At 46.6% G+C, this 26,630-nt stretch carries 18 protein-coding genes and 2 pseudogenes; 5 read left to right on the top strand and 15 right to left on the bottom strand.

The window, feature by feature from the left end; all coding sequences use genetic code 11:
* From F569_RS15735 to F569_RS0100160, 5 genes are all read left to right on the top strand, one after another.
* A complete protein-coding gene (locus tag F569_RS15735) occupies positions 1-687 on the top strand; it encodes a TRAP transporter small permease subunit (RefSeq protein ID WP_051279010.1) in 687 nt (228 codons plus the stop codon).
* Positions 687-2,261, top strand: a complete 1,575-nt coding sequence (locus tag F569_RS0100175; RefSeq protein WP_026940521.1) for a TRAP transporter large permease — start codon at positions 687-689, stop codon at positions 2,259-2,261. Before F569_RS15735 ends, F569_RS0100175 begins: the two co-directional genes overlap by 1 nt.
* 64 nt (positions 2,262-2,325) lie before the next feature.
* The gene (locus tag F569_RS0100170) at positions 2,326-2,892 is read left to right on the top strand and encodes a LemA family protein (protein WP_026940520.1); all 567 of its coding nucleotides are present in this window, start codon (positions 2,326-2,328) and stop codon (positions 2,890-2,892) included.
* A 24-nt stretch (positions 2,893-2,916) separates the two neighbouring features.
* On the top strand, positions 2,917-3,984 hold the full coding sequence (locus F569_RS15730) for a M48 family metallopeptidase (protein ID WP_051279008.1): 1,068 nt from the start codon (positions 2,917-2,919) through the stop codon (positions 3,982-3,984).
* 69 nt (positions 3,985-4,053) lie between these two features.
* Positions 4,054-6,960, top strand: coding sequence for a M16 family metallopeptidase (locus F569_RS0100160; protein ID WP_026940519.1), 2,907 nt, complete (start codon positions 4,054-4,056; stop codon positions 6,958-6,960).
* A gap of 65 nt (positions 6,961-7,025) precedes the next feature.
* On the opposite strand, the gene parC is transcribed toward F569_RS0100160, so the two are convergent.
* The 15 genes and pseudogenes from parC to F569_RS15710 all read right to left on the bottom strand — a co-directional run.
* Positions 7,026-9,284 (bottom strand): DNA topoisomerase IV subunit A, encoded by a 2,259-nt coding sequence (parC, locus tag F569_RS0100155; RefSeq protein ID WP_051279006.1) that lies wholly within the window; start codon positions 9,282-9,284, stop codon positions 7,026-7,028.
* A gap of 132 nt (positions 9,285-9,416) precedes the next feature.
* The gene (locus tag F569_RS0100150; protein WP_154813591.1) at positions 9,417-9,557 is read right to left on the bottom strand and encodes a hypothetical protein; all 141 of its coding nucleotides are present in this window, start codon (positions 9,555-9,557) and stop codon (positions 9,417-9,419) included.
* Between the two features lie 387 nt (positions 9,558-9,944).
* Positions 9,945-10,979, bottom strand: a pseudogene (locus F569_RS15725) (IS110 family RNA-guided transposase).
* A 383-nt stretch (positions 10,980-11,362) separates the two neighbouring features.
* Positions 11,363-11,653, bottom strand: coding sequence for a hypothetical protein (locus F569_RS0100140; RefSeq protein ID WP_162143701.1), 291 nt, complete (start codon positions 11,651-11,653; stop codon positions 11,363-11,365).
* Positions 11,643-11,780, bottom strand: a complete 138-nt coding sequence (locus F569_RS19450; protein WP_154813589.1) for a hypothetical protein — start codon at positions 11,778-11,780, stop codon at positions 11,643-11,645. Before F569_RS19450 ends, F569_RS0100140 begins: the two co-directional genes overlap by 11 nt.
* A 722-nt stretch (positions 11,781-12,502) precedes the next feature.
* Positions 12,503-13,540 carry a sugar kinase gene (locus tag F569_RS0100130; RefSeq protein ID WP_026940515.1) on the bottom strand — a complete coding sequence of 346 codons (1,038 nt, stop codon included), beginning with the start codon at positions 13,538-13,540 and terminating at the stop codon, positions 12,503-12,505.
* Positions 13,541-13,552: 12 nt separating this feature from the next.
* Positions 13,553-14,185, bottom strand: coding sequence for a bifunctional 4-hydroxy-2-oxoglutarate aldolase/2-dehydro-3-deoxy-phosphogluconate aldolase (gene eda, locus F569_RS0100125; RefSeq protein WP_051279004.1), 633 nt, complete (start codon positions 14,183-14,185; stop codon positions 13,553-13,555).
* A gap of 79 nt (positions 14,186-14,264) precedes the next feature.
* On the bottom strand, positions 14,265-15,146 hold the full coding sequence (locus F569_RS0100120; protein WP_026940513.1) for an NAD(P)-dependent oxidoreductase: 882 nt from the start codon (positions 15,144-15,146) through the stop codon (positions 14,265-14,267).
* Between the two features lie 39 nt (positions 15,147-15,185).
* Positions 15,186-16,472, bottom strand: a complete 1,287-nt coding sequence (locus F569_RS0100115) for an MFS transporter (RefSeq protein WP_026940512.1) — start codon at positions 16,470-16,472, stop codon at positions 15,186-15,188.
* A complete protein-coding gene (locus F569_RS15720) occupies positions 16,469-16,843 on the bottom strand; it encodes a cupin domain-containing protein (protein ID WP_051279002.1) in 375 nt (124 codons plus the stop codon). The genes F569_RS0100115 and F569_RS15720 overlap by 4 nt, the downstream gene beginning before the upstream one ends.
* 2 nt (positions 16,844-16,845) lie before the next feature.
* Positions 16,846-19,050, bottom strand: coding sequence for a heparinase II/III domain-containing protein (locus tag F569_RS15715; RefSeq protein ID WP_051279000.1), 2,205 nt, complete (start codon positions 19,048-19,050; stop codon positions 16,846-16,848).
* A complete protein-coding gene (locus F569_RS0100100) occupies positions 19,050-21,302 on the bottom strand; it encodes a polysaccharide lyase 6 family protein (protein ID WP_026940511.1) in 2,253 nt (750 codons plus the stop codon). Before F569_RS0100100 ends, F569_RS15715 begins: the two co-directional genes overlap by 1 nt.
* A gap of 128 nt (positions 21,303-21,430) precedes the next feature.
* On the bottom strand, positions 21,431-22,177 hold the full coding sequence (locus tag F569_RS0100095) for a FadR/GntR family transcriptional regulator (RefSeq protein WP_026940510.1): 747 nt from the start codon (positions 22,175-22,177) through the stop codon (positions 21,431-21,433).
* A 144-nt stretch (positions 22,178-22,321) separates the two neighbouring features.
* Entirely contained in the window at positions 22,322-25,402 is a 3,081-nt protein-coding gene (locus F569_RS0100085; protein WP_034386958.1) for a TonB-dependent receptor, read from the bottom strand.
* A gap of 412 nt (positions 25,403-25,814) precedes the next feature.
* Positions 25,815-26,630: pseudogene (locus F569_RS15710) on the bottom strand (IS30 family transposase); the annotation flags it as partial.

Below are 26,630 nucleotides of genomic sequence, written 5' to 3'. Positions count from 1 at the left end.
ATGGATACTGGGGAAGTCATTATAAGTTTGGGGGTCGCCGTTAAAGCCATAGGCTGGGCTTTTATGCCGATACTTCTCTTGCCATTAATCTATATTTTTCTGCCTAATATCAATATCTTACAATCAATTTCAAAAGCTATCATTCGCACAATAGACAGTTTTTCTTACGCAACAGGCGAAGCCGTCAAGTGGCTTCTTCCAATTTTAGTTCTGACAGTTGCTTTCACTGTATTCGCGCTTTCTATTTTTGGCCAAAGTTGGACGAAACTTTTTGAAAGCGCGGATTATTTCCATGCCTCAGTCATCATGCTCGGAGCCGCGGCTACATTACTCGCAGGGCAGCATGTTAGAGTGGATGTTTTCCATGTACGGATGAGCGCAAAGACCCGCGCCCTTATCGACTTCATGGGTTATTACGCCCTGCTCCTGCCTGTCTGTCTTATAATTCTCTGGAATTCTCAGGGCTTTGTCAGTTTTGCTTGGCGTATTTTCGAAGGGTCATCAGATGCAGATGGCATTAGGGGTGATTTTCTTCTTAAAACGCTTATTCCTATTTTTGCTGTAACGATGATCCTTCAAGGCCTCGCTATCGCCCTACGCGCTGCTATGTGCCTAAGCGGACAAGACAGGCCTGAACGACCGCCCCATACACCGCAATTTTTTTCCGAGCAGGAGCTTGAGCACTAATGGCCGAGATATTGGCCATAGCGATGTTTGCTCTCGCCTGTATCGGTTTGATGGGCGGCTATAGTGTGGCCTTTACGCTTAGCGGCGTCTCTTTGATTTTTGCAGCGCTAGGCGTTGCGACGGGGACATTTGAAGCTGAGTTCCTTCTCTCATTACCTGGCCGTATTTATCCGCTAATAACGCGTGAAATTCTCATGGCTGTCCCGCTTTTTGTTTTTATGGGGGTTATGCTTGAAAAGTCCCGCATTGCTGAGGATTTGCTAGAGGCCATGGGGGATTTATTTGGCCCCCTGAAAGGCGGTCTGGGCGTCTCAGTTGTCTTCGTAGGGGCGCTTCTCGCAGCTTCCACTGGCATTGTTGGTGCGACAGTCGTTACTATGGGGTTATTGTCCTTACCAACCATGTTGAAACGAAATTACGCGCCTTCCCTCGCCTCAGGTTCCATTGCCGCTTCGGGAACCTTAGGGCAAATCATTCCGCCCTCTATCGTGCTTGTTATTTTGGGCGATCAAATGAGCAATGCTTACCAAGAAGCGCAGCGCAGTTTTGGCCTTGAGGCTACCGGAGTTGTCTCCGTCGGGGACTTATTCGCTGGAGCGCTATTGCCAGGGCTTATACTAGTCGCGCTTTATGCACTCTACATTTCTATCACCGCTATTCTTAAACCGTCAATGGCTCCGGCGCAGGACTGGCCTGAGGGTGTGTCGCCATGGGCCTTTATTCGCAAAACTCTAATAGCGATGCTACCACCGATATTCCTTATTATTGCCGTGCTGGGGTCTATATTGTCAGGATATGCAACGCCGACACGCGGTGCCGCTTTGGGCGCTTTGGGCGCAATATTGCTGGCCGCTTACCGCATTGCGCCAACGACCTTGGGACGTAGGGCCGCATTGCTGGCGGCCATAGGTTTAATCTTACTTGTTGTAATTAACCTGACAGGCGTGGATATGCGCTTTGATCAGAATGACTGGACGGGCTCTGAACGCATAGCTGTTAGCTTGGCCTTAGCTCTGGCGGGAATGGCGATTATTGGAACGGGTTTCTCTATGTTGCCGCTTATAAGCAATAAACAGCTCGGCGACGTCTCGCGAACCACAATGCATATTACATGCATGGTGTTCGTTATCCTGATTGGCGCGACAGTCTTTACCCTTATCTTTCGTGGGTTCGGAGGTGATGAGCTTGTCGGAGAACTCCTAAGCGCAGCACCCGGCGGCAAGTGGGGCGCCTTAGCCCTTGTGATGCTTGTCATGTTTATTCTGGGGTTCTTCTTAGACTTTATTGAAATCACATTTGTGGTCGTGCCTCTAGTCGCGCCGCCTCTTCTGGCGACGGGCATGGACCCCATTTGGCTTGGCGTTTTGATGGCGCTAAACCTGCAGACTAGTTTCCTCACGCCGCCTTTTGGCTTTGCATTATTTTACCTAAGAGGCGTCGCGCCGCCTGAAGTTACAACAACGGCGCTTTACCGAGGTGTCTTGCCCTTTATTATGATACAGCTCTTTGTGATTTTACTTGTAATCTTCATACCGAGCATGGCGACTAAACTCCCTGCAATCATGCTCAATTAAATCATTTGTCTTTTGTAGGATTTTTCCGCTAAACTAGTAACACATTCCGAATTAGGGGACACTCATGGAAATTTTACTCGTTATCCTTGGCATTATTGTCATTCTTGCCGTCATCATTATCGGTATTTACAACCGTCTTGTTGCCCTTCGACAAACTTGCAATCAAGCTTGGTCCGATATTGAAGTGCAGCTCAAGCAACGCCAAGACCTTGTCCCTCAACTCGTCAATACGGTCAAAGGCTACGCTAAACATGAAAAAGGCACATTTGAGGATGTTATCAAGGCGCGTAACATGGCTGTCTCAGCAGACACACCCAAAGACGCCGCGGCGGCAGAAGGCTTCTTAACCCAAGCGCTTGGTAAACTCTTTGCGCTTGCTGAGGCCTATCCTGACCTTAAAGCCAATACCAATTTCCTTCAGCTCCAAGATCAACTCGCAGATGTTGAAAATAAGATCGCCGCGTCTCGCCGTTTTTACAATAATGCTGCTCAAGAATATAACACGTCCCGCGAACAATTCCCGGCTGTTCTCGTAGCAGGTCCCTTTGGCTTCCACGCGCGTGAGTTTTTCGAAGCCCCTGAAGGCCGAGAAGCGCTTCAAACAGCTCCAGTTGTTGACTTCGATACATAGGGTTAAGCGCACGGACTTTTTGCCATGATGAAAGCTTATGGCCTGAAGACACATATTTGGAACAACAACTTGCGCTCGGTTGTGTTGTTGATTTTATTTCCTGTTCTGTTGCTGTTTATGGCCTTTGGTCTTATCCTGCTTTGGACCGCAATATCCTCTGACATGAATACCGAGCAGGGTTTAGTCTATGCTCTGAATACAATGCCCAGCGCGGCTCCCATTGCTTTAGGGGCTGCCGGCGGCTGGTTTGCAATCGCATTTATGGGTCATCAAGCCATGATTGACATGGCAACAAAATCCAAGTCCGTCACAATATCCCAAGAACCCCGCGCTTATCGCTTGTTAGAGAATCTATCGATCTCGCGAGGAGAAACCACTCCAAAACTAAAAATCATCGAAACCCCTGCAATGAATGCTTTCGCAAGTGGTATTCGAGATAAAAATTACACTGTGACCCTGACGCGGGGCCTCATGCAAAACCTCGATGACGAAGAGCTTGAAGCCGTTATCGCGCATGAACTGTCTCATATCCGCAATCGCGACGTGCGGCTTCTGATTATTGCTGTTATTTTCGTTGGTATTTTTGCCTTTGTCGGAGAGGGTTTAGTGCGAAGCGTCTTTAGAACAAATCTGGCGCGAAATGACCATCATAGACGCAGCGGCGGCGGCAATGCGGGAGCCCTTATCTTTTTCGCCATAGCCATTATTGGCGTCTCCTATCTTCTGGCAATGCTCACGCGCTTTGCCCTGTCCCGCAAGCGTGAATTCATGGCCGATGCTGGAGCTGTTGAGCTTACCAAAAACCCTGACGCTATGATACGTGCGCTTCAGAAAATTTCAGGACGCGCTGAATTACACAATGTACCGGCTGAAATTAAAGAGATGGCCTTTGAAAATGCACGGACAGGATTTGCCGGCATGTTTGCCACGCACCCGCCTATAGAAAAGCGCATTGAAGCTTTGGTCAAATTTGCCGGTGGACAAACAGGTACAAATACTCGCCCGCAAAAACGTTCCGGTGTGAGTTCTCAAAACACGTCTAAGCGGGAAAATAGACCCCCATTTGGACGCCGAGGACCATGGACACGCTAAAATTTACAGACTATACACTTATCGATAATCAATAATAACAATCTGAATTAGACCTATGAGGACAGCTCCATGACCAAGAAACTTTTATTATCAGCCAGTGTGGCCCTAATGCTCGCCGCGTGCCAAGGCGCAGAAAACACGGCGAAAGACGCCGCCAATAAAGCCAAAGATGTCGCGACCTCTATGGCTAAGATCGACCTGCCTGATGGCGTCACACTTGTTGAGACTGTCACAAAATCGGGTGATGAAGTTGTTATCCCTTATAACAAATACAAACTCGCAAATGGCATGACGGTGGTTATTCACCAAGATAAATCGGACCCTCTGGTCCATGTTGATGTAACGTATCACGTCGGCTCTGGCCGTGAAGACATCGGCAAATCCGGCTTTGCACATTTCTTTGAGCATATGATGTTTCAAGGATCAGAGAACGTAGCGGATGAAGAACATTTTAAAATCATCACCGAAGCCGGCGGTACGCTTAACGGCACCACAAATACTGACCGCACAAATTACTTCCAAACAGTCCCATCAAACCAGCTCGAAAAGATGCTTTGGCTTGAAGCTGACAGAATGGGCTATTTCTTAAATGCCGTAACACAAGAGAAATTCGAAGTTCAGCGTGAAACCGTTAAAAATGAGCGCGGGCAACGCGTTGATAATAGACCTTACGGTCTGCTGGGCGAACGTGTCGGCGAAGCGACATTCCCTGAAGGCCATCCCTATAGCTGGTCTGTCATCGGTTATCTCGAAGATCTCGACCGCGCAACATTAGATGACTTGAAAAAGTTTTTCCTGCGTTGGTATGGCCCTAATAATGCCGTCATTACAATTGGCGGCGATCTGGACGAAGCCCAGACGCTGGAATGGGTCAGTAAATATTTCGCGCCAATCCCGACAGGCCCTGAAGTCACAGACCCTGAATATGTTCCGGTCACATTGGATGAAGACCGCTATATTTCACTCGAGGACAAAAACGCCCGCCTTCCGCTCTTATACATGTCTTGGCCAACAGTTCACGCGAACCATCCTGATGAGGCCCCTCTTGATGTCTTGCAAAACATTATGGGAGGCGGACAAACATCCCTTCTCTACAAAAACTTAGATAAGCCTGGCCTGACCGTACAATCCTCAGCAGGTCATTTCTGCCGCGAAATTTCTTGTAGCTTCACATTATTTGCACTGGCTAATCCCGCGCGCGTGAAGTCACTCGCAGATATGGAAAAAGTCATTCGGGATTCACTTGTGGAATTTGAAGGTCGCGGCGTTGAAGATGATGACCTAACCCGCGTGAAAGCCGATATTGTTTCTGGCATGATTTACGGTCTTGAAAGCGTGAGCGGAAAAGTCTCGCAGCTCGCGGCCTATGAGACATATCGCGACTCTCCAAACGGTATTGCAGATGACATGGCCCGTTATGAAAACGTCACCAAAGCCGATGTGATGCGCGTTTATAATCAATACATCAAAGGCCAAAATGCCGTTATTATGTCAATCGTACCCGAAGGCATGACAGAGGCTATAGCGGCGCCTGATACGTGGGAGCGTTATGAGCGTACAATTCCAGAAGACGGGCCGTCCCCTGATGTAGATTGGCAGTTACCGGAAGATAATTTCGATAGAGCCGTTGTTCCTCCAGCAGGTCCCAATCCATCTATAAAAGCACCGGATGTCTATAATGCGACTGTTGGGGATATACCGCTTCTTGGCGCCATCAATGATGAAGTCCCAACAACGACTATCAGCCTTCGGATCAAAACAGGCCAAATGCACGAACCTATGGATAAGCTTGGCCTCGCCGCTATGACAGCGGCCATGGTGGATGAAGCCACACAGTCTATGTCGGTTGAAGACATCTCTAATGAGCTTGCGAAACTTGGGTCTAGCTATAGCTGGTCTTCGGGCGATAGTTTCACGACCTTGCGTATTCGCAGCCTGAGTAAAAACCTTGATAAGACGGTAGAACTTGCTGTGGCTTCACTTCTAGAGCCTAAATTTGACCAAGCTGACTTTGAACGCAACCAAGCCAATACGCTACAAGGTATTCGCCAAGCGAAAAAGCAGCCTAGTCAAACGGCTAGCGAGATATTTAACAAAAAAATGTATGGCGCCAACAACAACTTCGCATTTGGCAATGCAGGTACGGAAGAGACGGCTCAAAACATTACACTTGATGACGTAAAAGCGTTTTACGGGACGCATTACTCTCCAAAAATCGCTAGTATCATAGCGGTCAGTGATCTTAGCAAAGGCGCGCTAACCAAAGCCCTGGAGCCTCTAAAAGCCTGGGAAGGCGGAGACGTCGCTATGCCCGAATCTAAAGCGTTTCCTGAGCTTCAAGGTAAAACGGTCTACTTCATGGATCAACCTGGCGCGCCTCAATCCGAAATCCGTATCGGTCAACGAGCCTTACCTTATGATGCGACCGGCGAATATTATCGTTCAGGGCTTATGAATTATCCGCTTGGCGGCGCCTTTAACTCACGTATCAACCTGAACCTTCGTGAAGATAAAGGCTATACCTATGGCGCGCGTTCATTCTTTAGCGGGAACGAGACACGGGGATGGTACCGCGCAGGTGCAGGTGTCCGCGCCGACTCTACGGCGGCCTCAATTACAGAATTTGTCAAAGAAATCTCCGGGTTCTATGAAGAAGGCATAACGCCAGAAGAGCTTGAATTTACCAAGTCGGCTATCGGGCAACGTGATGCACGCTCCTATGAGACCCCGCGTCAAAAGCTTGGCTTCCTTGGCCAGATGATGACCTATGATCTTAAGCCCTCATTTGTAGATGAACAGGCTGATATCTTACAAGGTATAGGCAAAGAAGAGATCGACACCCTTGCTAAGAAACATCTTAATCTGGACGAAATGATTATGGTCGTCGTCGGCGACAAGGCCAAATATATGGGCGAAATTGAAGCGCTTGGGTATAAGGTTATCGAAGTCGATGCTGACGGAGAGCCCGTCAAATAGATAATATCTAACATCCCGTCGTGAGGCTTTGCGTCGCGTCGGGATGACAAAACTTAAGGATTGGACTAAAGTCGTTTATCAGGAGCAAATAGGCCCTGACGAGAGAAACCTCTCGGGGCCATACGCCCTGCCCCGGCTCTTTTTCCTTCAAGAATATTCCAATCGGGAACGCTATTTGTTCGTCCTGCACTATCGACGAAACTAAGGCCCTCTAAAGCTGTGAAAGTGGTAATATCCGCTAACCCGCCATCTTTATATTTTTGCAGGCGGACACCTTTACCGCGTGTCATTTCCGGCAACTCTTCAACATCAAAGACAAGAATCTTCCGGTTCTCTCCGATACATGCGATTTTTTCGCCTGTGACCTCAACACAGCGCAAAGCCTCCACATCACCCTTAACATTGAGCGTCTTACGACCACCCTTTGTAGAAGCAATTACATCAGCTTCATTTACGCGGAAGCCATAACCCTCTGAGCTTGCCACAAGGAGCTTGCGTGCAGGGTCATGTAGGAAGAGGCCAATTGGTGTGTGATCATTTTCCAAATCAATCATCAAGCGAATGGGCTCACCGTTACCGCGCCCGCCCGGAAGCTTATCCGCGCCAATCGTATAAAATTTACCGTTAGAGGCAAAGAGAATAATTTTATCTGTTGTCTGGCAAGGCACAATAAAGGCGGCGCTATCGCCCTCTTTAAATTTGATAGACCCCGTATCAGAGACATGGCCTTTCATGGCGCGTATCCAGCCTTTCTCTGAGAGAACAACCGTCACAGGCTGTTTCTCAATAAAGGCTTGTGCGAAGTCTATGTCCATTTCAGGCGCTTCTGCAAATGTCGTGCGGCGCGCACCAATCTCTGTCTTTGGGCCGTAAGCCTCCCGAACTGCCTTAACCTGCTCCGCAACTTTATCCCATTGCTTCTTCTCGGAACCAAGCAAGCTTTCAATCTCTGCCTTCTCCACAGCGAGCTTGTCATGCTCGGTTTTGATTTCAACTTCTTGCAACTTATTCAATGCCCGTAAGCGCATATTTAAAATGGCATCGGCTTGACGATCCGTGAGCTTAAAAGCCTTAATCAATTCATCTTTGGGTTTATCCTCAAAGCGGACAATGCGAATGACCTCATCGATATTTAGAAAGGCAATCATATAGCCATCTAAAATTTCCATACGGTCTATTATTTTACCAAGGCGTTGGTTTGAGCGGCGCTGCAAAACCACACGGCGATGATCAAGGAAGGCTTGTATAACCTCTTTTAAATCCATAACGCGAGGCGTGCGCGTCGCGTCCAGCACATTCATGTTAAGTGATGTGCGGCTCTCAAGACCTGTAATTTTAAACAGGCTTTCCATGAGAAGGTCAGGATCAATATTCTTGCTCTTAGGCTCCAGAACAATCCGAATATCCTCGGCGCTCTCATCCCGCACATCTTCGAGCCATGGCGCCTTTTTCGTCTCAATCACTTCGGCAAGTTTTTCAATCAAACGCGATTTTTGAACCTGATAAGGAACTTCCGTGACAACAATCTGATACATACCGCGGCCAAGGTCTTCTTTATGCCAGCGGGAGCGGACCTTAAAGCTTCCCTTCCCCGTTTTATAGGCGTCCAGAATAGACACCTTACTATCAACAATAATGCCGCCCGTGGGCAGGTCTGGACCTTGTATATAATCCATCAGGGTCGAGATACGGGCATTAGGCGTCTTAATCAGGTGCAGCGCCGCCGAGCATATCTCGGCCACATTATGCGGCGGAATTGACGTCGCCATGCCCACGGCAATACCCGTGGAGCCATTAGCCAGCAAGTTAGGAAAACCAGCGGGCAAAACAACAGGCTCTTCATCTTCTTCATTATAGGTCAGCGTGAAATCGACAGCATCTTCTTCAAGACCTTCGAGCAAGGCAACGCCCGCCGCCGTCATTTTGGCTTCGGTATAACGCATGGCAGCCGGGCTATCCCCGTCAATATTACCAAAGTTCCCTTGCCCATCGACAAGAGGATAGCGCGAGGAGAAACTCTGGGAGAGCTTGACTAGCGCATCATAAATAGAGGCATCACCATGGGGATGATATTGTCCCATAACATCCCCGACAATACGCGCAGACTTCTTATGCGCCGTCTCAGGGTTGAGCTTAAGCTGACGCATCGCATAAAGGATCCTGCGGTGAACGGGTTTCAAGCCGTCGCGCACATCCGGCAAAGCTCGCTGCGTAATCGTTGAAAGAGCATAAGCGAGATAACGTGACGACAAAGCATCATCGATATGCTCTTCAATTACGCCGTCCTCAGGAAGGCCGCCTTCAGTCGTGTTGTCATCAGTCATGGAGATCTCTTATGATTCGGCTCCATCATAGCGAGGCGCACCCCTACGCTCCACATCAACAGGCCATAATCCCGTGCTTTTTCTAAGATTTAAGTAACGCACAGGCCCGTATAATGGCACGAGCCCGCGCCTTTAGCCGTTCAGATTCCGCAAAACAGCCTGCCGCCACGCCCGATTGCAAAGCATATCCAGCTTAAGCCGCATCATAATATTCGCGCCGTCAAAGCGGGCATAGGCCCGAATGACTCGCAAGAGCTTGGACGTATAACGCACGCGACTATGATGGAGGGTAAAGCTATCTGGAAGGAAAAGTTCATACACTGAACTTGAACTGACAGATCACCGCTAAAAATCTGCGGAACTGTCAGATCAGGTCGGAACTTCTCCTCTGAGTTTACGTCTCCTTCTTTAATTGGTTTGTTGAGTCAAGTTCCTAATTTCTTTTAATTAATGGTTCTGTTCTTTCCCGTGTCACGCTTCTCTTCGCAGTCGACTGATCAGGGATAGCCGCTGCATGCATGTTTCGGAATCGGTGTGTGGAGCGCCTTGCTTTGAGGCGTGCTCATAATAAGATGGCACAGGAGACCTAATCGGCGTCATCCACAAACACCTCGTCTGGGTCAGGACGAACCGTTGGTTTTAATATGAAGGTTTAGCGCCTCATTTTGCGTCCTCCATATCAGACCAACGATAAGGTGTGCCGTCGAGCCACATACGATGTAGAATAACGGCTAATTTACGAGCAACAGCCACAGTGCCACGTTTGCGACCTCTGGACCTTATTAGCCGTAATCCCCAGGCCTTGAGCGGGGACATCTGTTTGGTTCGAGTAAGCAGGGAGTTAGCCGCTGAGTATAGAGCGGCTCTCACATCGGCATCACCGGCCCGAGATATCCGGCCTGTGTTATCCATCTCGCCAGATTGAGAGCGTCTGGGAGTAAGTCCGAAGTGGGCAGCAACATTCCTAGAGGATGTAAACCGCGTTGGATCATCAATCGCAGCTTTGAAGTGGAGGGCTGTCATCGCGCCAACACCCGGTGTTGTCATAAGAAGGCTGCAGATAGGGTCTTGTCGCGCCACTAATTTTACCCTTTTGTCGAGTTCTCTGTAATGCACATATAGTGCAGCGCGGGCTTCCAGCATTGGCAGAAGGGCAAAAGCCAAACCTTCATCTGCGTCCATAATGGGGCGTACAGTGTCTTCGAATTTCGTATGCGAGAGTGGCGCGGGCAGTCTAATCCCAAAAGCCTTGAACAGGCCGCGTATCTCATTCTCCAGATCAACGCATTTACGCAGAACGGCCTTACGGCTTGTGAGGAGAGCTTTTATATAATGGGCTTCTCGGCTCTTCATATGTACTGGGCGGTACCAACCCGAACGTACGATCTGCGCTATACCTCTGGCATCATTCTTATCCGTTTTGTTGCGCATGGCAGACAAAGCCGCACTGACATGGCGAGCTTCCATGCAGACAACATAGTAACCAACTTCTTGCAATCCATAAAATAACGTTTGACTCATCGTGCCCGCTTCAAAGCCGATCTTTTATACCGGATGACCAAACTTCGCGAGGCATTCGTGTATTGCCTCGACTTCACAATCTAAGGCTCGTTCCAGAACAATCTTACCGTCACTGTCAATCACGCACAGAGCCAAAGATCGCAGTGCGACATCTAATCCTACAAAATAACCCATTCTTATCTCCTATAGCTACAGATCAACATCTGCAGACTATCAGGAACTCGACCACGTAATCAGTCCGTCCAATTACGCATGCTTTGAGGATAATTCTACCTATTTCTTCAATGCCACTTACCTCACAAACAGCCTAACTTTTTGCCTCACAAATCTCTTGCGTAACCGTATAACTCATTTTATTTATTAATGTATCGAAGCAATGATCACCACAGGTTCAGGAACCATTTTTACACTTATATTTAGTTAGCAATATCAGTAGCTTACGCTATCTTTTCAAGGGCAACAACTGAATAGCGCCTGTGAAAATGAAACTCACTATTTTTGCTTAAGTGCGCTGTAAGTGAAAAACCCTAAAGAAAGCACAGGAATCGTAAAAGCGATTAGCTATCAGACAGAACTTCCCTTAGTTTGAAAGCTTGCTTCAAATTGGAGAGAGATAGCTTACCTGCCTGCCCTACCAGTTTTCGACCGTCTTTAAACTCAATGACGAACATTTGCTTTTTGTTCAATGCCCCTAAAGCGCCACATGCAAGTAAACCTAACGGCCCTAAAGCTAACCCGCCAATAATTCCTAATACAGTAGCGGCTCCTACATTGACTTTCTCAATGTCGATTTCTTCAAATTTCTGCACATCGACAAAGGGATAGATAATTTTTTTGCTACTTACCAACCTGCTCTGAAAGTAAAAAATCATCACCTTTCAACGCAGTTTTGAAACGTCCAAAGACTCCATGATAAACATAGCTCTCCTTGCTCGGTAGAAAGCCGCCTCCTAGAACTTCAAAATCTGCAAACATGATCTTTTCTTCTTTGGTAAGACAATACCAAAATATACTTAAATCGTCTATACGAAATTCATCTTTGTTTCAGTCTCCCTTTCATGTCAGCGAAAAGAAAAACACAACAAAAAAATGTACGCGGAAATAATGTGAGGGTCATGTGCAAGAAACTTGGCATGGCGCAAGAAGACCTTGCTGCCGCCCTCAATCTTGACTTTGGTTATCAGTTTATGCGGAGTAACATTTTAGAAATTGAAAGACCATGAACTAGAGGCGTTGGCATCGGTACTAGAAACGACAGCAGACGCCCCACTCGAATAGCTTAATGAAGGGCACTATGCTTTTTCTTAGAGCCTCACTCGAAACTGCCTAACTGTCAGTAGAGACGACCTCCTCAAATTTTAAATTTCAAATTTATACTCACCTTACAGAAATCACACATATGGAAATCAATCCAACTCGCCAATATCTCTTAAGTTTATTGGACTCGTAAAAGTTAAAGCATCTATAGCTTGCAAGAATAGGTCATTAATCAACGAATATACGCAGAAATAGTACTTGCGCGCCTTCACATCCGCAGAGAGATATGTATTACGATTACAAGGTTGGAAAAGATTCAATGAAATATAATTATGAAATGATTTGCGACAAACTTTCAAGTAAAACAATTTGACCTCAATGATCTCCCCCAAAGTAATGAAGGCCCTGACGACAAGTTTTGAGGTTCCCTGAAAATTATCCTAGCGTTGAACGCGGCCCGAGCCATCGCCGCCCATTAAGGCTTCGACTTCTTTGCGGTTTACGCGGTTAAAATCACCCAGAATTGAATGCTTAAGTGCGGACCCTGCAACAGCAAACTCAAGGCTTTGCTGACGGTCCTCATAAAGATTTAAACCTGCGATAAAGGCAGAGGCAAAGCTATCGCCGCCGCCAACACGGTCAACAATATCTGTTAGCTCATATTTTTTTGATGATAAAAATCCATTTTCGCGGTCGCGCATACAGGCGGACCAACCGTTAATATTCGCGTTAACGGCCGCGCGAAGCGTAATCGCAATCGTCGACATGCCGGGATAGATATCGAGGACTTTTTGGGACAGCTCTTCATATTTTGAAAGGTCCAAGTGACCTGACCCGCTTTCGACATCAACATCCACAGAAATACCGAGAGACTTCTGACAGTCCTCCTCATTGGCGATCCCAACATCAATATACTTGACCAAGTCTTGCATAACCTCCGGCGCAGTTTTCCCATATTTCCAAAGCTTACCTCGGAAATTAAAATCGCAAGATGTTGTAACACCTGCTTTTTGGGCTTCCTTTACACATTCCAAACTGAGGTCAGCTGAGCCTTGAGACAGAGCGGGCGTAATACCCGTAATGTGGAGCCACTTAGCCCCTTTGAAAATTGCGGGCCAATCAAAATCACCGACTCGAGCTTCGCAGATCGATGAGGCCGCCCGGTCATAGATCACTTTGGACGGGCGCTGATTAGCTCCTGTTTCAAGATAATAAATACCAACGCGATCACCTTGGCGTTTCACGTTGGATGTATCAACTCCGAGAGCACGGAGGGCGTTGATCGCGCTTTGGCCAATATCATTATCTGGAAGCGCGGAAATAAAGCCCGCATCGAATCCATAATTTGACAGCGAGACAGCTACATTGGCTTCGCCGCCTCCGAATGTTGCTTCGAAGGCTGGGCTTTGGAAAAAGCGCTCATAGCCATGGGTGCGCAGGCGAAGCATGATTTCGCCAAAAGATAGAAAGTCAGCCATTATATTTTCCGTTTATGAGTTTGCGATTGCAATCGCATCTTTTGCTAATTTTGTAATGGCACCGAAGTCACCAGCCTCAATCGCGTCTTTAGGGGTAAGCCAAGACCCGCCACATGCCAGAACAGCCGGAATAGCCAAATGTTCTTTTAGGTTTGCGGGATTGACGCCGCCCGTAGGCATAAACTCAACATCTCTGAAAACGGAAGACAAGGCCTTAAGCATTTTGGGGCCACCTACAACAGAGGCAGGAAAAAGTTTCACCGTGCGTAATCCCATATTCCAGGCGCTTTGTAATTCTGTCGCTGTAGAAATACCCGGAAGGATAGGAATAGCCGCCTCTTTCGCAACATCAACAGAGGCTGGGTCAAGTCCAGGAGAGACGATAAAGGTTGCGCCGCGGCGTATAACTGCTTTTGACTGGTCAGCACTTAATACCGTTCCCGCGCCTACATGGGCCTTCGGGAATTCTTTTGCTATTGCTTCAAGGCAATCTAGAGCGGCATCAGTACGCAGCACCACCTCAAGAACATCTAAGCCACCTTCAAGAAGAGCTTCAGAAATCTTCAAAGCCGTGTCCGGACTGTCTGATTGGACAAGGGGGACAACCCGATTATGTCTTAATGTAGAGATGAGTTTTTTTGTCATGATAAAATCTTGTTTAAAAATATAATATTTTTAAATGTCATATATCGGTCAGCTTTGATACCAAAACTGACGGATATTTTTACTTTTTGAGCTTTACAAAGTAGTCGTAAATTTCAGGCACATTACCGTCACCCATACCCGCATCAACAGCGGCTTGAAGGCTTTTGGATGTCGCCTCAGCTACCAAAGAGACAGAGCCTAGATCAGACACCATTTGAGCGAAATACCCCAAGTCTTTATTCGCGTTATTAATGGAGAATCCCAAATCACTATTGTTGTCGACGGCGTAGTTTTTACAAAACTTCATGAATGGCGAATTAGACGGGCCTGCTGACATGATGTCATAAAGCTGTTGACGATCAACACCTGCAAGCTCTGCTGCAGCAAAAGCTTGAGACATAGCCGTGACGGTTGTCATGCCCATGAAATTATTGATGAGCTTAGTCGTATGCCCTGCCCCCAATGCGCCGAGATAGAAAACATTCTCGCCTTGCTCTTTAAGCATAGACTCATATTTGTCGAAAGTTTCCTTATCGCCCGCCGCCATAATATTTAGTAGTCCGTCTTTGGCGTGAGCGGGTGTGCGGCCCAGCGGCGCATCAATCATGCCTACGCCCTTTTTAGCAAGGTCAGCCCCGATTTTCTTAGTAGAGGCTGGAATTGACGTCCCGAAATCAATCAACACAGAGCCGGGCTTAATACCGGCCAAAACGCCATTATCGCCATAGACAATTTTCTCAACAACCGCTGAGGTCGTCAGGCAGAACTGAACGATGTCAGCTTTCTCTGCGAGTTCTTTAGGCGAGCTTGCCTCTGTTGCATTACCTCGGTCAAGAACGCGCTGAACCGCGTCCTTATTAAGGTCCATAACGATAACTTCAAATCCACGTTTTTGAAGGTTTTCGACCATATTGCCGCCCATGAGACCAAGGCCGATAAATCCAATAATTGGTTTAGACATAAGTGTGACTCCTAATTCAGTCTTTTTTATTTGTATGAGTTACGCAGATTTGCCTGCACGAGGTTTAAGAGGTTCGATTTTCGGAATGAGTATAAGAACGCTCAACACAGCCAAGACAGCTAGAGCCACACCAATGATGAATGCAGGCATATAGCTTTCAGTTGTGATTTGCGGAACAATCCAAACTAAGAAGGCCGCAGCCAACTTAGCTGCTGTACCCGCATAGCCAGCCAATGAACCCACAGCTTTAGTACTGTATAAGTCACTTGGAAGCGTTTGAACGTTACCAATAGATGTTTGGAAACCAAAAAGGATAGTCGCCATAATTAACACCGCTAAAATCGGCGTTGAGGCTACAGACATAGCCAACAAAGCTGGAACCATAATGGCCGCACCTAATGTGATGACAAACTTACGCGTCTTATTAACAGTCCACCCCTTACCCAATAGGTTTTGCGCCAGTAGTCCGCCAAACCAAGCCCCAAACATCGCGCCTACATAAGGCACCCATGCATAAAGGCCGAGTTCTTTAACGTTAAACCCAAAGCTATCGATGAGATAGATCGGAATCCACGCGACAAACAACCACCAAATCGGATCAATAAACATAGCTGGCAAAATGGCTCCCCAAGTTTCTTTACGCGAGAGCATTTCACCTGTTGAAGGGTTGTAATCCGTCTCATCTTCACCATCATCTGTTTTGACGAGTTGCCCAGAAAGGATATATTCACGCTCCTTTGGATCAAGCCAAGGATGATCTTCAGGTTTTGATTTATAAATGATCAACCAAGGTATGAGCCATAACAGACCGATAAGACCGATTGCTATAAATATGGCTTTCCACCCCATAAAAGCGGCTAAAAGCGCCAATATAATCGGAGAAAGAATTCCCCCAATAGCCGCACCAGAATTAAATATTCCTTGCGCTAGAGCGCGTTCTTTAACTGGGAACCATTCAGCATTTGCTTTAGAAGCACCAGGCCAGTTACCCGCCTCGGCAACGCCTAAAATAATTCTAAAGAGTTGAAAAGTCATCACACTTGAACCAAATGCATGAAGCGCTGTTGCGATAGACCAAACACCTATAGACAAAACAAACCCAATCCGTGTGCCTAGCCAATCAAATATCTTACCAAAAATGGTTTGGCCAAAAGCATAAGCTAATACGAACACACCAAAAATATTGGCATAGTCTTGATTTGAAAATCCGAATTCAGCTTTGATCTCAGGCCATAGAATACCCAAAGCCCCTCGATCAATATAATTAATAACGGTTGCAAGCGCTACGAGCCCAACGACCCACCAACGTAAATTACCCTTCATCATGATGTTTCCCCTTCAGGCTTTTCGCCTTTATAATAATTTTCGAAAAAGTCTTCGCGGATGGGCGAGAACATATCGAGCAATACGCCCGCTTCGATACAAATCGCGCCGTGCATGACGTGAGGTGTCATCAGGAAACTATCCCCCGCTTTCAAGCGTTTCGTTTCATCCCCTACGGTCACATCAAAAACGCCACTTTCTACATAGGCAATCTGACTATGATAGTGTTCGTGCATGTACCCTTCAGCACCCGTTTCAAACGTCGCTTTTACCAACATTATGTCATCACTATGACTTAGGATTTGGCGCTTTATTCCTGGATCGACATCTTCTTTCGGAACATCCTTATCAAAAACAAAATTTGAACTTTGCATAATTAATTCCTTGCCGCTTTATGTGTCTCAGAATGAAATAATTTGTATGGGCCGGTCCATGTTACATCAGTTCCATCCACATCAATCGTATGGACGGTATCTGCACCCCCGTCACCAGCCAGCCCTAAACCAACACGCTCTCCCGCCTTGGTTTCGATAAGAATATATTCATCGCCGCCATCTTCGAAGTGACGGACAGATTTGACCGCGCTATGGCTGCCTATAGTATATTCAAGGGTTGGATTATAATCCCCATGCGGCTCTATGACCGATACAAATGATACGCCGTCAGACGTTCTAGCTCGAAGCATAAATCCAGGTTCAGGCTTAAGATTAAAATTTGGATCATTTGCGCCAATTTGTGTGAATACAATTTTAGCCTCGGACGGCACAACCGATGTCACAGAATAGAATTTTTTGTCCAAGAGCCATGTGACTTGTGACAGACCGTCTACTGGATTGGCCTCTGCGACTTTCCAGAGATATTGATAACCGTTTTTCTTTCCCAGCGGTGCACGCGACAGTGGATAGGCCTGAAGATCAAAATTTGTTTCAATCAGATGGCCGTTATAATGGAACGGCAAATCATAACTGTGGACGTTCTCAGAATGGGCCTCTACTAGATCTATAACGATAGGCTCTGAAAAAGCTGCATCATCAATCATAGCCACCGAGCGATCAAATCTTACATCGTCATAAGCGGTCGTAATTTCAGCTGACGTTATTTTGAGCCCATCCTCATTAACGAAATTGCCTATCTTCGGCCAATTTGCATTTCCGACATTCACATCACCATTAAAATGACTGGTCTCATCGACGACGAGCGCATTATGCGAGACGGTTTGTTTGGCATATTTATTATTCTCGGCGAGATAATGGCCGCCAAATTTTGCCTCTATGTTCAAGAAACGCGCGGCGCCGTAATCGCGTAAAATCTCGTGACCCGCGTTATAGACAAGCAAGCCCATTTTATCGAAATGCCCATGGCCAAGGCCTTGAGATGTGTTCTTGACGACAACAGCCAACCCCTTTGGATCATCAGAGGCCCTTAGAACATCGAGGGCGCCTTGGTCGCCTTGCGGGCCATCCCCAAACCTCATGGTTTTATAATCAAAAGGTGTAGCTTTACCGGCGGCCAGATCAGCCGCTAATTTACGGCTTTCAGGCGTTAAAACAAATGTGTCTTGCTCTGCCGCGATAGAGAGCAATCCTGTATCGCCTGTCAGCTCATAAGCAATCGCCACGCCGTTTAGCAGCTCATCTGTCCTGATACCTTTTTCTTTGATGGCGTCGTTAATCGGGAAAAACAAGCCGCCATAATTTTGATGAATAAGGCCATAAATCGCTTTTTTCAAAATACCGTCACGTTTTTCGAAAATTTTGAGGTCTGGATTATTTTTCTGAACAGCCTGCGCGAAAATCACAAAAGGCTTGAGGGCAAAACGGTGATAATAAGGTCCCTCATTGTAAAATCCATCGGGGGAGAAGAGCACGTCCATTTGCTTAAGGAAGCCCGCTTCACCAGATCCATCTAAGCCCAACAAGGCTTGCTGAACATATTCATCATCACCAATCGCATAACCTGTCAGCCCGACGGCAGCTGTCGCCCATGTGCCGTGATTATGGACTTTATTAAACGTCTCTGGCGCGCCTACGGATAGGAAGTCGGCCATATTGCGGAGTAAATCTATTTCTATTGTCTCTTTTTGCTCGGGTGTGAGCGTATCTTTTATGGCGTCGTAGCATTGTGCAACGTTGAGCAAAAACATGCTTTCGTTCAAATTTTGCCAAAACATCCGCCCCGGTGATTGCTCTTTCTGCGCTGGGTGTAAGCCCCAGGCGGGATAAACCTTCGCATAGTCCAGCATAGCTTGGGCGGCAAATTCGGCATATTTCTTATCGCCCGTCAGCTCGTAAAGCTGTCCAACATCATAAAGTAAAAAACCGTTGGCTTTGTGGGTTTCGTGCGTATATCCACCGCCCGGGTCTTTGGGAACAGGTATGGTAAACGGGTCGCCCAAGCGAGCCTCCACCCTAGCTTGAGCATTCGCCAAAGTGACATCAAAGCCGCTCATTTTAGATTGGGCCGCTTTGGAATTTGCTGTGTCGGAGGTCATCGCTTCTCCAGCATTTGAGCCCGCATCCTGACAGGCAGTCAGAACTGTTCCCAAAAAAAGACACGCAGTGATATTTGTAATTGAACGCATTACGGATTCAGACCTTCATTATCCGTAATCATCGCTGTCGGGGGCAATCCACTATTTAATTCAATTACGCGGGGCGACGCTGTTTCAATAAATGTGTTATTGAATATTTTCGTCTTTGGCTCACTCACAGTATGCGTCACGAGAAAAGGCGCACTTTTTTCAAAGGTGCTCTTGGAGATATTGGTGACCTGTACCCCATGTAAATGGATTGACGCTTTGGATTTATTTCGCGGCCCGTTACCGACATTTCTCAGAGTGGAATCTGTCATATTAAAATGCGGCCCGAACGTACTCTCGTCTCTTCCACCGCGATAATAATCAACCAAAGCGCCCTCAACATCTTTGAAGGTTGAATTTTCTATCGTTAGGTATTCAGCGTTATAAATGCCGTAATCATCATTTTCTGTATCAAGTTTTAGAATAGCCCCTGAGACTGTTTCAAAAGTCGAGTCCTTTATCAAAATATTGTCAGCAAAGGTTCCCTTAGCCGCCGCAATCACATTAAAAGATTGATTGATGTCCAAATCTTCGAAATTCGAGTCGATGACTTCAAGGCGGTAGTTTTGCAACATCGCATAAGGCGAGGTTCTTATGACTGAATTGCCTTTATAGTCGGGGGCGTCTTTACCGGAAATATCCAATCCAATAAGCTGCAAGCTTCCGCCATCAAGAATTTCAAAAAGCGTAGAGCGCTCAAAGCTCAAATTGACGTCGCCCTCAGCCATCACGGTTAGCGGTTTATCCAATTTCAGGAACTTACCGATAACGTAATCACCAGGACTTAGTGCAAGAACGTCGCCAGCTTCTGCAGATTGAATAGCCGATAACAAGGCTCCCTCATCGGAGTTCACACGTATTGTCTTGCCGGACTGAAATGGCACTATTGGTTCTGTTTTAGGATACCAGGATACGCCCGTCATATCTTTGGTGGTGACTGCAAGCTCTCGGCTCGCACCTGCGCTGATATCCGACTGAGGATACATTAAACCATTTTCTGCACGTGTCATTTTAAGGGCTTCACGAGTAAATCCATCTGTGAACTCAGGCGGATCCATTGAGCCTAATATATTGTCCTCAAAGTCGATCCCGGACATGTCGTCATAGACAGTGAAAACATCACGGCCATCATCATTATAAATCAGATTATTGGAAAAAGTGCTATCACTCGGCGGGCCGCTCCGTTCTTCATCACTGCCCGCACCAAGCTGCAGGTTGTCACTATTGATAAGGCTGTTATTTTCCATCGTTGAGCCTATCACAGGATCATAGCGATTGATGGGCCCATTTGGTACACCGTTCATCACCACGAAGGCACCGCCAAAACGTGTCCCCTTGAGGCCTTCCATGTAATTGTTTCGAACAGTTTGCCGCGCGTTAATTACGCGAACACCGCCAGTATGATCAACATCATTACCGAAAAAGACGTTTCCTTCGACAAGCGTATCATTCCCATGACGCATGGTCAGCGTCCCGCGAGATTCGAAAAATGTATTATTAAGAATTTTGTTTTTTCCGGACTTACTTGAGATAATCTCAAGCTCTCCATCAGCGCGGTCAAAGTAGTTATTCTCTACCGTTGTGTGAGAGTTTTTACGCGAATGATGGCTTGTGCCGATACGTAAAGTTTCTCCGCCATTAGAGCCTAATATAGGCCTTGGTCCGAAATAGTTGTGATCGATACGGTGATAGTTTTCTTGGCTGCCCTCGGTATTCATCCGCACCGCCATAGTCACGCCTTTATTGCGCTTACCGACAAGGTGATTGTGATCAAAACGGTTATTTTTGCCATACATCATGACCCAAAAATCAGTCTCGTAGCGTTCGGGATTATTATAATTATCAATGACAACTTCTGTGACCCGCGAGTAATTTGCGAGCTTTTTCGAATTCCGAAAGGCGATGACTTCGCTTGTGGGCGTGTAGCCATCCCTAAAAACAAGACCAGAAACTTCAAGATACTCACCAGCCATTCGCAAATTGGACTGACCCGATAAAATAACCTGCCCTTTAGTCTCAGCTGTTAGTGTGATCGGCTTGTCTTTCCTCCCTTTTCCCTCAAAGAGAATTTCAAAATTCTCCCAAGTTCCGTTTGCGAGTCTAATAACATCACCAGGTTTTGCAGATTCAACAACCTGGCTATATTCCTGCGGATCTGAAACCAGATACTCTTCGGATGCTGCATCGCATGACGTAATCAAGGCTGCTGTGCCAAGGATTACAATCGGCCTGAGCAATGTTAGCCTTGAAGACATGCGCTGCAACTCCCTGAGATGGCCCGCGTAAAACCGCAGGCGTCAAAAATATTATGTAGGGAAATATCTGGAATACAGACAGCTTTGTCAACCAATATATATACCAATTTTCTATAATTGGTATATATCTAATGAAGTTGTTGAGTCAGTGTGAAGCGTGACCGACTTTCCGACACTTTTCTTTTAACTTCCTGATAAGCTGCCTCTTCGGAGGCGACGAGTAAGGCTTCAATCATACGCGTAAAGTGAGCGCGCATCGCGCTCCTAGCCGCTGAAGGGTCTCTGTTCTTAAGTGCATCTAATATAGCCGTATGCTCGTCTTCACGATGACTACTATCCTTATCACAAACCGATTTATAGACCTTTTGGAGCTGCGCGGCCTCCGTTCGCATCTTCCACATACTATCTATGACAAACACAATCGCATGATTATTTGTAGATCGCGCAATCGTCATATGGAAAGCTTCGTCTGCCGCATCCGGAGAAATATTAGATTTCACCTTTCCGGACATAATATCTATATATTTTTCAAGCTCCTCAATCGCTTCGTCCGTGATAATAGGTGCCGCGAGGGCGGCAGACTCAGCCTCAAATAAGGCCCGAGCTTCGGTTAATTCGAAGGGACCTACTTTTGGCAGACCCTTTAAAGCTTGATTGCTCCCATCAAGGACATAAGCACCCGACCCGACTTTGATTTCAAGACGCCCCTGTGCCTGTAAAGCAATTTCGGCTTCGCGTACGGCAACTCGGCTGACCCCAAATTTAGTCGCAAGATCACGTTCGCCAGGCAATCGGCTGCCAGGCGGGAAAACCCCAGAATCAATAAGTTCTAAAATCTGATTTGCAACAGAGTGATATAATCGTTTTTCAGCCATGAGAAATTTCTATACCAATTATAAAGGGAATACAATATTGGTGATACCAATTAATTTATTGGGCGCCAATAAAATAAAAACGCCCCACAAATGTGAGGCGTTTTCTTTTCTTTACAGCTCGCGATATTTTGCGACATTTTTAAGTTAGAATGTGTAGCTAGCCCCAACGATGATACGGCGATCAGGGATGCCCTGAGCACAGAGCAAGGCACCATCATTAACACACCATTGCTTGATACCGGACTTTGTGATGTTAACCGCCTCAACACCTATATTAAGGCTATCAGTTACATCATAATTGATGCCGCCATTTAACTGTCCTCTTGCAGACGTTACAACAGGGAAGCCTAATGTACTATTCAGGCTAGCACCCGCAGCAGTATCCAATGTGCGGAACGCGTCACGCCAAGTATAGCGCAGTCTCGCTGACAAGCCATATTTCTCATAGAAGCCCGTGATGTTGTAGGCATCCTCTGAGAAATCAAGCAATCCACGGTCCCGAGAATAGTTCACGTAGTTAGCTGAATCGTATATGCCATTAATCGCATTAAAGACATCGATACCTCGACGTGTAGACACATTATCGACAATCGAACCACCTTTAAATGTCTGGTGAGTATAATTAGCTAAAATACCAAAACCTGACGCCCATCCAAAACTACCGAGACTGTCCTCGTGATTAGAAAGATCATATTGGAACGACGCTTCAATACCTTGCTGCGTGGTTGAGTCCGGATCGTTAACGCTTTGGTTAAAGCCAGTACAGAAACCCGTGGCTCCAAGAGCTCCAATAATACCGTCACCTTGGGCAATAGGGTTGAAAAAACCACCCTGCGCACATGAGGGGTCTCCGGTAATAAGAAATCCATTTGCGTCCTCGCCCGCATCGGTAAACACCGAGCCAAACAAATTAGTACGCTTCTTATTGAAATAACCCACTTTCAAGACCGCTGCAGGAGCGAAATACCATTCACCTGATACGTCAAATGAATTAACGGTCTCAGGTTCCAAGCCAGGGTTGCCGAGATTTACGGTCGAATTGATATTGTTGCTAAATGTTATTGATGAATTGAGAGAACTGAAGTTAGGTCTTCTGATATCTTTCCCCCAACTGGCCCGCAATTGTATGTCCTCAGTCGGGCTTGCAACCAGATTGAAACGGGGCAAGATAAAGTCATAACTACCCGTTGTTGTTTCGAGATTAGCAACACCGTTGATAATCGTATTACCTGTCGAAGCAACTTCGGTTTCGATATAACGAACACCCGCATTTCCGCGGAAGATGCCAGCTTCAAAATTGGCTTGAGCATATAAAGAATGCGTAGTTTCTTCGATATCGAAAAAGGATGACTCATTAGAACTAAGATCTACATCACTCTCGTAATTCGGATCATGCGCAGCCAAGGCACGCTCAAGAATGGCTAATGTGCCCACAGGATCGTTAAACGCGCGATCTGGATCAACAATAATGAAGTTACGGAAGGCCAGCTCTCTACCGTCAGACTCTCCGAAGTTATCTGGGCCTGCAACTAACAGCTCTGAGAATAGCGTACCACTCGGGCTATTCACGATTCGGCTGAAACCGCCAATACGATCACTTCTGCGGTTAAACGTACTTTGGTTTTTGTTGTAACGATAGCCCACATCAACAGAAGATAATACGCCGCCAATGGAGTCGAAATCACTGAAGTCATATGAGAAATCTGCACGAAGGGCATCTTCAGAGTTTTTCTGAGTATTATTGCTGATATCCACCTGATCCAACACAACATTGGCCGGATTAGTCAAATCACTAACCTGTGGCGCGAAGGGCGAGTTAAAATCAATACCAAATGTGAGCGCACCACCAGTCAAGTCGTATCTTAATGGCGTGCTGTTATCGTTGCTTGTGCCATCTGGTGGCGTTAGCGGGTTTGGGTTAATGAAGTTTAGCTGAGTACTCAGAGTAGGGCCCGCTGAGTCTGATGAAGACATAGAAGCCTCTAAACGCGCAGAAAGGTTACCTTTTTCCCACTCAGTACCCAATCTGAAAATTTGACTATCCGTAACACGCGCGCCCGTATCACTATTAAAACGCAAATTAGGGTCATCATCATCAAAGTTATCAGCTCGAGTGCCATCAGCATTGAAAAGCTCTGTATCTAAGTTGGGTTGGATTGTTCCCACGAGTGCAGCTTGGATACTACCAATACTGACACCGTCCAATGAACCAAAATTCACCGTTTCAAATTGTGAGGGTAAATTTGTATTGAGGATAGCGCGACTACTGACACCAGAGCCTTGAACGCGCGTACTGTCTTGACGACGTTCTTGGTCTGTTACGACGGCATCAAAATAAAGCTTCAAATTATCAGTTGGCTTTGCTTCAATTGTGCCTGCAAAGTTGAGTGTGTCGTATTCAAAGTTTTCGAATTCTTGGTTAAGGAATTGAATACCAAGGAAATCGAAGTCCTGAGCAGCTGGACGAGCCGTTGCATCATTCCGAAAACCATCGTCTCTATTAACTGAAGTATTGGGCACCAAGCTACCATCACGGTCAACACGAGGACGGAAAGAACTCGCTTCTTGCTCAGTGTAACTAATACTTGCAACAACACCTATTTCTTGTCCTGATGCGTTATCCCACTTCTTGCCTAATGTCCCAGAGACTCTCGGTGTCCAACCACCCTCAGTAGATAGGCTACTGTTTTCGCCTTGGACTCGGACCGTTGCTAGAGTTTCCTTCAAGTCAAGCGGGCGTATTGTTCTAAGATTAACAGTACCACCAACTGAGCCCTCAATTGTTTGAGCTTCAGGCGCTTTAATCACTTCTACGCCTGCAATAATACCAGCAGAAAGGTCTTCGAAGTTAATACCACTACGGCCTCCGCCAGAACCTACAGTGGATACACCGTTGACTTCAGTGCGATTTGCATTCGTGCCGCGAATTTGAACACCTGTACCAACACCAGCCGTACGCGTAATTTGGATACCTGTGACGTTTTCAAGAACTTCAGCGAGGTTTTGGTCAGGAAGCTTACCAATATCTTCCGCTAAAATGACCTCGGTAAGGTTAGCAGACTCGCGCTGTTCAATAAGTGCATTTTCGAGAGACTGTCGAATACCTACTGCGATAATTTCATCTGGCTCTGCGTCTTGCGCAAAAGCTACTGATGACATCGCTAGTGTTGATACGGATGCTAATGTAGCCGTAATAATAGATCTATATTGGCTTGGTTTTGACATAGTTATTTTCCCCTGAGAAAATTGGATTCATATTATTCCCTCTAAAGAACCAATAATTCATCTCATGTCAACCCATATTGTTGACCAATTTATTATAATTGGTATGACCAATTAAGATTTTCATGACGTGTTGCATTTTGGCCACAGGCTCAGCCAACATACTTAACACTCAGTGGTTTTCGACAGGGTTTCAAAATAAGCCATAATATCTGCAAGTTATGTATCCAACGCATTGCGTCCGACGCAGTCACATGAATTTACAAATACACTAACTTGCCTACTGGTCAGTCACTTCTCACCTAAAACAACGCACATAAATCTAAGGGCAATACAGGCATGCCAATGGAAACGTACTACTGTCACTTCTGGGTGCTTTAAGTTGCTTTCCTGATGTCCGCTAAGAGGTGTGAGTTCAACGGGTCGCCGCAACACATTGGCCAAACCGCTCGGCCGGTGTTTCGTAGTCGAGGGTCTTTCGGGGACGCTCGTTGAGAGCTCTAGCTATCCCATTTAATTTAGCTTGGCTATAGACGGAGAGATCGATGCCTTTGAGAAGGTATTGTCTGATGAGGCGATTGGTGTTCTCATTGCCACCACGTTGCCACGGACTATATGGATCGCAAAAGAAGAGGTAGATATCTGTCGCTACCGTAAACACTTTATGGGAAGACATCTCCATGCCTCGATCCCATGTCAGTGATTTGTAGAGTTCCTTGGGTGATTTCTTTGCGTGCTTGGTGAGGGCCGCAGTCACCTTGGCTGTTTCTTTGCCTGGGACTTTAACGAGCATGACATAGCGAGAATGACGCTCTACAAGTGTCGCGATAAAGTTCTGTTTTGACCCTGCAATCAGGTCGCCTTCCCAATGCCCTGGAACAGTTCGGCCTTCTACTTCTGCTGGCCGTTCACGTATGGAGACAGCTTCGGTTATCTGGCCTAAGCTATCTCGCTTGAGGCTGGCGTGGCGTGAACGCCTGATGGTCCGGCGGCTAGCGCGTAAGTGAGCCATGAGTTCTTTCTTTAGTACACCGCGTGCCTGTACATATAGACTTCGATATATAGTCTCATGCGATACGTGCTTTGGCGTCTCTCCTGGATACGTTCTCTTTAACCATCCTGCTATCTGCTGCGGTGACCATTTCTTTTGCAGTTTACGGGCAACAGTCTGCCTGAGGAAGGCGCTACGTGCAGCTTACACAATTTAGGACGACAGGCTCGTTCCCAAGCG

The organism is Hellea balneolensis DSM 19091 (genome assembly GCF_000428525.1).
Taxonomy (GTDB): Bacteria; Pseudomonadota; Alphaproteobacteria; order Caulobacterales; family Maricaulaceae; genus Hellea; species Hellea balneolensis.
This window is presented reverse-complemented; position numbering and strand designations above follow the sequence as displayed.

Bases quoted from the DNA above. Each gene is read 5' to 3' on its own strand.
- F569_RS15735 (WP_051279010.1), top strand. From the start codon at position 1: ATGGATACTGGGGAAGTCATTATAAGTTTGGGGGTCGCCGTTAAAGCC.
- F569_RS0100175 (WP_026940521.1), top strand. From the start codon at position 687: ATGGCCGAGATATTGGCCATAGCGATGTTTGCTCTCGCCTGTATCGGT.
- F569_RS0100170 (WP_026940520.1), top strand. From the start codon at position 2,326: ATGGAAATTTTACTCGTTATCCTTGGCATTATTGTCATTCTTGCCGTC.
- F569_RS15730 (WP_051279008.1), top strand. From the start codon at position 2,917: ATGATGAAAGCTTATGGCCTGAAGACACATATTTGGAACAACAACTTG.
- F569_RS0100160 (WP_026940519.1), top strand. From the start codon at position 4,054: ATGACCAAGAAACTTTTATTATCAGCCAGTGTGGCCCTAATGCTCGCC.
- parC (WP_051279006.1), bottom strand. From the start codon at position 9,284: ATGACTGATGACAACACGACTGAAGGCGGCCTTCCTGAGGACGGCGTA.
- F569_RS19450 (WP_154813589.1), bottom strand. From the start codon at position 11,780: ATGTTTGCAGATTTTGAAGTTCTAGGAGGCGGCTTTCTACCGAGCAAG.
- F569_RS0100130 (WP_026940515.1), bottom strand. From the start codon at position 13,540: ATGGCTGACTTTCTATCTTTTGGCGAAATCATGCTTCGCCTGCGCACC.
- eda (WP_051279004.1), bottom strand. From the start codon at position 14,185: ATGACAAAAAAACTCATCTCTACATTAAGACATAATCGGGTTGTCCCC.
- F569_RS0100120 (WP_026940513.1), bottom strand. From the start codon at position 15,146: ATGTCTAAACCAATTATTGGATTTATCGGCCTTGGTCTCATGGGCGGC.
- F569_RS0100115 (WP_026940512.1), bottom strand. From the start codon at position 16,472: ATGATGAAGGGTAATTTACGTTGGTGGGTCGTTGGGCTCGTAGCGCTT.
- F569_RS15720 (WP_051279002.1), bottom strand. From the start codon at position 16,843: ATGCAAAGTTCAAATTTTGTTTTTGATAAGGATGTTCCGAAAGAAGAT.
- F569_RS15715 (WP_051279000.1), bottom strand. From the start codon at position 19,050: ATGCGTTCAATTACAAATATCACTGCGTGTCTTTTTTTGGGAACAGTT.
- F569_RS0100100 (WP_026940511.1), bottom strand. From the start codon at position 21,302: ATGTCTTCAAGGCTAACATTGCTCAGGCCGATTGTAATCCTTGGCACA.
- F569_RS0100095 (WP_026940510.1), bottom strand. From the start codon at position 22,177: ATGGCTGAAAAACGATTATATCACTCTGTTGCAAATCAGATTTTAGAA.
- F569_RS0100085 (WP_034386958.1), bottom strand. From the start codon at position 25,402: ATGTCAAAACCAAGCCAATATAGATCTATTATTACGGCTACATTAGCA.